The following is a 9,274-nucleotide window of genomic DNA, read 5'->3' as shown; positions in this document are numbered from 1 at the left end:
CGAACATACTATTTTTGTGCCTTTTTAGGGATATAAGTCAAGAAAAATATTTTTAAAAAAACTTAATTTTTTACTTGACATTTCACCATAAGACTTTGTGAGTCGCAGACTCATGAGCGTTTCTCCTTGTTTACACTTCTAATGTATAGCCCTGAACGGTTACAAAGAAGGAGATGGTGTAAATAAGGAAAAAGGGGAAAATAGGGAAAATAGGGAAAATAAGAAATTTGAGGTATTGACAGATTGAAATTTTTAGGGTATATTATTAGTAAGCGGATTTAGCGGATTGAGCAGATAAAAAACAGAAAAGAAATCCGATTAATCCGCTCAATCCGATTACTAAAAAATTAAAGTAACTGTTCACCGCAAGATGCCACAGAGACGCAGAGAAAAAATTAAAATTTATTGGTAACTATTCAGTCACAGATGGACACAGATGAAACACTGATTTTATTTTTTTATCCGTGCTAATCCGTGTTAATCAGTGGCTGAATAGTTACTTTATTTCTATGTCTTCTCTGTTCCTCTGCGTCTCTGCGGTAAAGGATTACCTGAACGGTTACAAATTAAACTAATGAGGAGGTAGATTTAAAATGGGTAAAAGAAGTTTAAAGAAAAATTCAAGAGGAACAAGGATTAAGAAGATAATGTGTGGCATTGGGGTGATGTGTGTCTTGCTGGGCAGTAGCACTATAGCCCAGGGTATAGAATGGCAGTGGCCATGGCTAAAAGCTAAGGAGCAAAAGACTAAGCAAGAAAAAGTGGTTAAAAAGAAAAATCTACCACTTAGACCAAAACAAATCGGCACACCGACTGTTCAGGCATTGCTGGATAAAGTCAAGGAGAATTACCAGAAGATACAAGACCTAACGGCAGAGATAAAAAGAGAAGTTTTGTAATTAAATTTTCCAATATGAAGTTTTAATCAAGGAAGGTTAAAAATATGAAGTTTTTACATTTTATCTTATGCGGAGGAATAGTAGGGATAATTATTGAAATATGTCTTTATCCTATATTTCTATCCTCATTTTTAAAGGATATCCCTTTCCAAAATAAAGTAGTGAATGTAATTTTAGCAACGATAGTAATATTTTCTATAGGGATGGCAATCTTTAGCTGGATATATTTTATATGGAAGGGAGAAAATATTAAGGAAGAATTAAAAAGTAAGTGGGTAGCACTAATAGCACCAATAATATGTTTAGGGGTTCTTATTGGATGGATAGGTCTCTTTGGGATAGTTGGCATATTGGTAGCAATTTTAATAGGTAACATGACTTTTGGAAAACCTGAAGGGCTGGCAGGAATAGGTTATGTATTCCTAATTTTGTTCATTACTCCAATTTCAGCATTTTGTGGACTAATATGGGGTATTATCCAAAGTAGAAATATAGTTAAATGGCTAAATGAGCGAGTAGTAAAATTAGGGATGTGGATAATTTTTGCCCTTGCATTAGTTACTGGAGGAGGAAGTTTACTCTATTTTGAATGGGATTTGCTTGATAAACCCCATTTGTTTGAATTACAGAGAAAACTCCCTTTTGGAAATCTTGTTTTTTCAGTGGATAAAAAATTATACATGCTAACTCATTACAAGAAAACACCCAAACTTTTATCAACCGCTCCATCTTTTTCTTATGGTTACGAATTCGGTTTTAAGTTCTCTCCTACAGGGAAATATGTATCTTTCATAACTTTTAAAGAAAAAGAATTAGAAAGAACAGGTTGTTTTGCAAATCTTTCTGTTGATTTACGATTATGGATAATGGAGTTTGATGGTAACAATAAAAGGGTAGTATCTTCTCATTATGCTGAAGATCCTGCATGGAGTAATGATGAAATTTTACTCGTCTTTTCTTCTAAAAGAAAAGATACAAATAATGATGGGATGATAAATTGCCAGGATAATTCTGATATCTGTTTAATAAATTTGCTTACTAATGAACTAAAATGGTTAAGTAATACAGATGAAATTAGTGAGGAATATCCCATCTTCTCACCAGATGGGCAAAAGGTTGTTTTTTTAACACTTAAAGATTATCCTACTCTTTATACATTAGGAGTTATAAATGTAGATGGAACGAATAGAAAACAACTAACTTCACATACTATATGGGCTAATAAAGAATTACCTGCGTGGGCACCTGATAGTAAAAAAATTGTTTATGTCAGCAATGGAATATGGAAAGTAGATATTATGACCGAGAAAGAAATTCAGTTGTCAACGATAGGCTCAAAACCGATTTGGTCTCCTGATGGAAATAAAATTATTTTTAAAAATAATAACGATATATGGATAATGGATAGTGATGGTAAAAATCAAAAGTCTCTTACAGAAAAGGGGGATGTTTACTCTTCTAATATTTTAAAACAGCTATATGTCTGGTCTCCTGATAGTTCGAAAATTGCATTTTGGAAAGAGATGCATTGGCTATTTGGAACACAACACAGGATATGGGTAATGGATTCCAATGGTAAAAATAAAAAGTTGATATTTAAGCCAAAGAAAGATGGTAAATTAATTAACTGGATGCCTTGAGAGGATTAGTTCCTCTTGGGGTCAAACCGTAAATGTGGAATGTAAAGGGAACTGCCTGACCCTAATCCTATTTTAGTAATCGGATTTAGCGGATTAAGCAGATAAAAAATCCAGTATATCCGTCTAATCCGATTACTAAAAAATTAAACTAATGAGGAGGTAGATTTAAAATGGGTAAAAGAAGTTTAAAGGAAAATTCAAGAGGAACAAGGATTAAGAAGATAATGTGTAGCATTGGGGTGATGTGTGTTTTGCTGGGCAGTAGCACTATAGCCCAGGGTATAGAATGGCAGTGGCCATGGCTAAAAGCTAAGGAGCAAAAGATTAAGCAGGAACAGGTGGTTAAAAACAAAAATCTACCACTTAGACCAAAACAAATCGGCACGCCGACTGTCCAGGCATTACTGGATAAGGTCAAGGAGAATTACCAGAAGATTCAAGATTTGAAGGCAAATTGGAATTTCAAAACATGGGATTCTGAATTTGCTAAGTGGTTAGGCATAGTAGGTGATTTAATTACACAGGATGAAAAGTTTTTCTTTAAAGCACCTGGTAAACTTAAATGGATACCACCCGAAAATGTTCTCACGGTAATTGTAAAAGATAGTACTAAATACAGTAAAAGTATAGGAGAATGGGGAGCACCAATTACTGAAGAGTCTTCTGTTGGAAGTTATAAACTACCATGGTATACTTTATTAGACCCACAAAGGTTATTTGAATTTTACTTTCGGTTGGATGAGATAATTACTAAGTTTGATACGAAGGTGATTGATAATCCTCAACCTGATACCTGGGTGATTGAGGCAGTGCCGAAAGCTAGTAATCCTGAGGATGAGTACAATTATCCATTTTCACCAAGGTGGGGATTAGAAATTTATATTGATTATGGAAAAGGAGTAATTACAAAAATTTTTGATTTTGATGCAAAAACTGGAGGAGATAAAGATTTAGCATCCGAATATAAAAATATTCAACTAATCAATAATATTTGGATACCCACCACATTAATTAAAATAGGAGAGGGAACTGAAGAAATTACGCTTAGTAATATTCAACTAAATACTGGTATTCCAGATAGTGAATTTGAGTTCAAGTAAGGGTTTAGAGTATAGAATTTAGAGTTTTTAGGAGGTGAGTGGATTATGATTAAAAGAGTTATAGCCTTAGGTTTGGTAGGTAGTCTATTCTGGTTAAGTCCTGCCGTGGCGAAGAATCCTGTGCTTTTAGTTCATGGAACTTTTGCGGATTCAAAAATGTGGAAAGAAGGTTGTTTAATAACTACCTTGATGAATGCTGGGTATGAGGGAAAAGAGATATTTACTATTGATTTTGATGATAAAGGCCAGGGATTAATACAAGAAGATGTAAAGGCGCTAAAACAAAAGATAGATGAGATTAAAAATTTTACTGGTGCAGATAAGGTAGATATAGTTGCACATTCAAGAGGTGGTATTGTAGCTGAACTTTATACTATGATGTCTGGTGATCAATATCAATCTACGATGGATTATTCGTATTATCCTGCTGGAAAACCCAAAAAAGAAAAATTTAAAAAAAATAAGACCATCACCAACATCCCCCGCTACGGCAATGATGTCAATCAAATCATTATGCTGGGGACAGGGCAGATGGGAAGTGAGTGGGCTGATTTTTCATATAAAAATCCAGAGATAGTTAATGAAATCCATAAGAAAGGTAAATGTCCTGACCCGTATTCTGTAGCAATAGAGCAGCAGCGGACTGAAGGTAGTAATTTTATGGAGGAGTTATTCTGGAAGAATAAATTAAATTCAGACCTACCAACGATTACTTATATTAATTTAGCTGAGGATAGGATTGGTCCTCCATCGTTTAAACCGGGTGATGGTGTAATTTTTTTTGATTCAGCTAAAGGTGTCCCACTACATCAGCAAAGAAAAACAGTTAAAAGGCTTGAGGATATGGGTGCCCTGGCAACGCATCATGTTGACTTATACAAAAATGTTAAGGTTAAAAGACAAATATTAGAAGAGCTGTTTTCTAAGTCTCCTATTGTAGCTAACATCTCTATTTCAAGGAAATCTCCTGTCAGAGAAGGGGCAATAAATGTTTATGTAACTACTTCTGAGACCTTACCATGTCCACCAACACTCATTTACCAAAAGGGAGGATTTGTCCCAGTGCCACTACCAGAGATTGCTTTATCTGGTTCCGGGAAAAACTTCTCTGGTAAATGCTTTATTTCCAAAGGCGACGATGGTAATGCCAAACTTTATATTAACGAGACAACATCAATTCCGGTAACAATAGCCGATGAAAATTGTCAGGAAGTTCAAGATATTATTCAAGCCCCAATTAGTGGTGAGTATAATTTCCTGGTTGACACCGAGGAACCGGAGGTTACTGCTACTACGCCAGCAAATGGTGAGGTGATTATTGCTGAGGAGACACCCTGGACGGTCAATATCTCTGCTACTCTTTTTGACCCACCAGTGAATGGCTATGCCTCCGGGATTGATAATTCAACTATTGTATTGAATACTCCTCAAGGAACCTTTCATCAAGCATCAGCAGTGAATAACTTAGATTATGGTGAGTATTCTTGCTCAATTGAGGCAAAGGATAATGCTAATGAGCCAGGGCATGATTTGAAACAATCTCCTTATCGCTGGAGTTTTGAGATTGCCCCACCTATCTTTGTATCTATCCATCCCGCCTGGGAGAATTTTACAGACCCACATGAATCCCATACTCATTACATCACTATCACTAACAAGGCAAAGAATAAGTCTTTTACGGCTAATATTGAGATGAAACTGATTAGGGCATCAAAATGCCTTTCTATCACCCAATATCCTGCTTCTACCTTAGAATTACCAGCAGATAGTCAAGCAAGTACCTCATTTGTAGTTACCTCAGGTGATGAATTAATACCGGATGATAATTTGATTCATCAGATAATAATAACTGTCCGTGGCTTAAAATTATCTGCCATTCAGTATGCCAATGGCCAGAACATAGTCACTGACCATCCGGATGAATCCTATGATATTTCAGACCCAAGATACCCAACACCGGCAAAGATAGATTCTGAGGCAGAGGTTGGGGTGTATTTGAATGGATTTGTGGATGGAGTAGCACATCTTTTAGGACGGTTTAAAGAGCCTGTCTGGTTTATCGATCGTGACCTTGAACCGTTACCATCCTCCATTGAGGAAAATTCCAAATCACAAATTCCAAATTACAAACAAATTCCAAAATCCAAATTCCAAATATCAAATCAAATCCAAATGCCCAATGCTGCGAATGAAAGGCTAAAGTCTGAACTCCAAAAGTCACTTCCTCTTTCATCCCTCGTCCCTCCTCTTTCGTCCTTCATCCCTCATCCCTCGTCCCTCATCCCTCGCAAGTTATCCGACTTCAAGGTGCTAATTATTCCGAGCTATGGATTAAGTGGTGTAGATACTTCTGAAATATTGGAATGGAGGTTACGGAGATATGTTGAGGAAGGTGGTGTGGTAGTTTGTTTTACACAGAAATATGGCTATGAATTTGAGTTTTTGCCCGGGATATTAACCTGTTTGGAATCTAAAGTACACGGATTTCACGGATAGCACAGATTCTCACGGAGTATAAAAATAAAAAAAATCAGTGTAATCCGTGCAATCAGTGTACAAAAAGAAAAAATGAAAAATTAAACCTTGATAAAAGACAAAAAATGTGTTATAATTAAAGAAACCTGGTAAAGGGTGACTATTTAACCAGTTACCATTTAACCAATTATCAAAAATATGGAGGTAAAAAACAATGTGTAATTTAAAAGGTTTAAAGGGAAATTCAAGAGGAACAAGGATTAAAAAGATAATGTGTTGCATTGGGGTGATGTGTATCTTGCTATGCAGTAGCACTATAGCCCAGGGTATAGAATGGCAGTGGCCATGGCTAAAGGCTAATGAGCAAAAGACGAAGCAGGAAAAGGTGGTAAAAAAGAAAAATCTACCACTTAGACCAAAACAAATCGGCACGCCTACTGTCCAGGCATTACTGGATAAGGTCAAGGCGAATTACCAGAAGATACAAGACCTGAAGGCAGATATGTATAGTGTGACAAAAAAGGAAGGAGGATGGGGGTATCCATTATTTAAAGATACCCATATAGCTAATCTAAAGTTTTTATTTAAACCACCAGATAAACTTAAGTATATTCTTAATGATGAACCAGAAAGTCCTACCATTATAAAAAATCAGACCCATTATAGGAAAGTAGATGGTGAAGATTGGATATACAAACTTCCTTGGTATTTAATGTTAGACCCAGATAGACTTGATTTCTACTGGCGGTTGGATGAGATAATGACTAAGTTTGATACGAAGGTGATTGATAATCCTCAACCTGATACCTGGGTGATTGAGGCAGTGCCGAAAGCAAGTAATCCTGAGGATGAGTATAACTATCCTGTACCAGGATGGTTAAGATACGAATTCACAATGGATTTTAATAAAGGGGTATTTACAAAAATTATAGCAATTGGAATTAAAAGTGGTAATGTAAGTTCAACCAGAGAATTCAGTAATTTTGTACTTATCAATGATACTTGGATTCCAACAAAGTTTGTTAAAACAGCAAGAGCAACAGAAGAAATTACTCTTAGCAATATTCAATTAAATACTGGTATTCCAGATAGTGAGTTTGAGTTTTAGTCTTAAATTTTTAATCTTTTGAAGGTGAGTAAATTATGTTTAAAAGAACCATTATTTTAGGTCTGGTAGGCACTTTATTTTTGTTAAGTCCTGCTTTTGCTAAAAATCCTGTATTGATAGTTCATGGACTCAATGGTGATTCACAGAGTTTTAAAGATGGATGCATGGTGAAGACATTGCAAAATGCAGGATTTGATGTGTTTACCTTAGCTGATTTGTTTGGTGATTTTCCTAACAGAGGACAAGGATTGATACAAGAGGATGTTAAAAAGCTTAAACAAGCAATAGATGAAGTTAAGAGACGAACAGGAGCAACTAAACTTGATATTGTTGCTCATTCAAGAGGTGGTATTGTAGCTGAGCTTTATACTATGATGTATGGGAATCAACATCAGCCTACAATGGATTATGAATATACTCCTGCTGGTGAAAAAGAACCCAAAAAGATAACCATCTCCAACATCCCCCGCTACGGCAATGACATAAATCAAATTATTATGATGGGGACACCGCAGATGGGTAGTGGTATATCTGACTTCTTCCGAAATTTACCAGTTTCTTCAAAATGGAAATCAGATATTGCTAAGAAGTATAACAAACCTGACCCTAACTTAGTTGGAACTGAGCAATTGCAGGAAAAAGGTAGTGCCTTTATGGAGTATTTCTGGCAGAATAAATTAAATTCAGACCCACCAACGATTACTTATATTAATTTAGCTGAGGATAGGATTGGCCCACCATTGTTTGAGGGTGGAGATGGTGTGGTTTCTTATCTCTCTGCTAAAGGTAGACTTCTACATCAGCAGAGAAAGACAGTTAAAAGGCTTGAGGATATTGGTGCCCTGTCAACACATCATGTTGACTTATACAAAAGTGTTAAGGTTAAAAGACAAATATTAGAAGAGCTGTTTTCTAAATCTCCTATCACAGCACAAATTACTATCTCAAGGGAATCTCCTGTCAGAGAAGGGGCAATATCTATCTCTATTACCTTATCCGAATCTTTACCTTCAGCACCAACACTATTTATTAAAGGTAACGGTGCTTTTTCTTCTCCACATCCAATATCTTTAGCCGGCTCGGGTAAGAACTTCTCTGTAATCTTGAATATTCCCAAAGGGACTGACGGCAGCGCAAGGCTTTATTTTGAGGAGAAAACACAAATGCAGGTAAAGATAGCCAGTGCTGATTGTAAGGAAGATATTATTGAAACTATTGAAGTACCAATATCAGGCTACCATTCCTTTTTAATTGACACCGAGGAGCCGGAGGTAACTGCCACCACCCCAGCAAATGGTGAGGTGATTATTGCTGAGGAGACACCCTGGACAGTCAATATCTCTGCTACGCTTTTTGACCCACCAGTTAACAGCTATGCCTCCGGGATTGATAATTCAACTATTGTATTGAATACTCCTCAAGGAACCTTTCATCAAGCATCAGCAGTGAATAACTTAGATTATGGTGAGTATTCTTGCTCAATTGAGGCAAAGGATAATGCTAATGAGCCAGGGCATGATTTGAAACAATCTCCTTATCGCTGGAGTTTTGAGATTGTGCCACCTATCTTTGTATCTATCCATCCTGCCTGGGAGAATTTTACAGAGCCACATGAATCACATACTCATTACATCACTATCACTAACAAGGCAAAGAATAAGTCTTTTACGGCTAATATTGAGATGAAACTGATTAGGGCATCAAAATGCCTTTCTATCACCCAATATCCTGCATCTACCTTAGAATTACCTGCAGATAGTCAAGCAAGTACCTCATTTGTAGTTACCTCAGGTGATGAATTAATACCAGATGATAATTTGATTCATCAGATAAAGGTGTAAATGTAAATAAGGAATGAGGGGAAAAATGAGAAATTGAATTTGACAAATGTTAAAAAATGTAGTATAGTTAAAAAAACAAAGTTAAAAATTTTAGGAGGTGTTTGAAAGATGTTTAAAGTAAAAAAAGTATTAGGGTTTTTAGTGGTTTTAAGTATGGTGATTGGGGGAGGTACAGTGTTACAAGCTATGGGTGGGGAACCAGCTAAAGAAA

6 protein-coding genes are annotated in these 9,274 nt (G+C 36.1%); all 6 read left to right on the top strand.

The window, feature by feature from the left end; genetic code table 11:
• Positions 1-593 precede the first annotated feature (593 nt).
• Positions 594-899 carry a hypothetical protein gene (locus AB1422_12775; protein MEW6620185.1) on the top strand — a complete coding sequence of 102 codons (306 nt, stop codon included), beginning with the start codon at positions 594-596 and terminating at the stop codon, positions 897-899.
• A 44-nt stretch (positions 900-943) separates the two neighbouring features.
• On the top strand, positions 944-2,539 hold the full coding sequence (locus AB1422_12770) for a DPP IV N-terminal domain-containing protein (GenBank protein ID MEW6620184.1): 1,596 nt from the start codon (positions 944-946) through the stop codon (positions 2,537-2,539).
• 170 nt (positions 2,540-2,709) lie between these two features.
• Entirely contained in the window at positions 2,710-3,639 is a 930-nt protein-coding gene (locus AB1422_12765) for a hypothetical protein (GenBank protein MEW6620183.1), read from the top strand.
• 45 nt (positions 3,640-3,684) lie between these two features.
• Positions 3,685-6,135: a hypothetical protein gene (locus AB1422_12760; protein MEW6620182.1), complete on the top strand. Its 2,451-nt coding sequence runs from the start codon at positions 3,685-3,687 to the stop codon at positions 6,133-6,135.
• Positions 6,136-6,328: 193 nt separating this feature from the next.
• A complete protein-coding gene (locus tag AB1422_12755) occupies positions 6,329-7,222 on the top strand; it encodes a hypothetical protein (protein MEW6620181.1) in 894 nt (297 codons plus the stop codon).
• 35 nt (positions 7,223-7,257) lie between these two features.
• Entirely contained in the window at positions 7,258-9,063 is a 1,806-nt protein-coding gene (locus tag AB1422_12750; protein MEW6620180.1) for an alpha/beta fold hydrolase, read from the top strand.
• Positions 9,064-9,274 lie beyond the last annotated feature (211 nt).

The sequence above is a fragment of the bacterium genome, assembly GCA_040757115.1.
Lineage (GTDB): Bacteria > UBA9089 > CG2-30-40-21 > CG2-30-40-21 > SBAY01 > JBFLXS01.
Note: the sequence above shows the minus strand (reverse complement) of the source record. Positions and strands in the feature narration are given on the sequence as shown.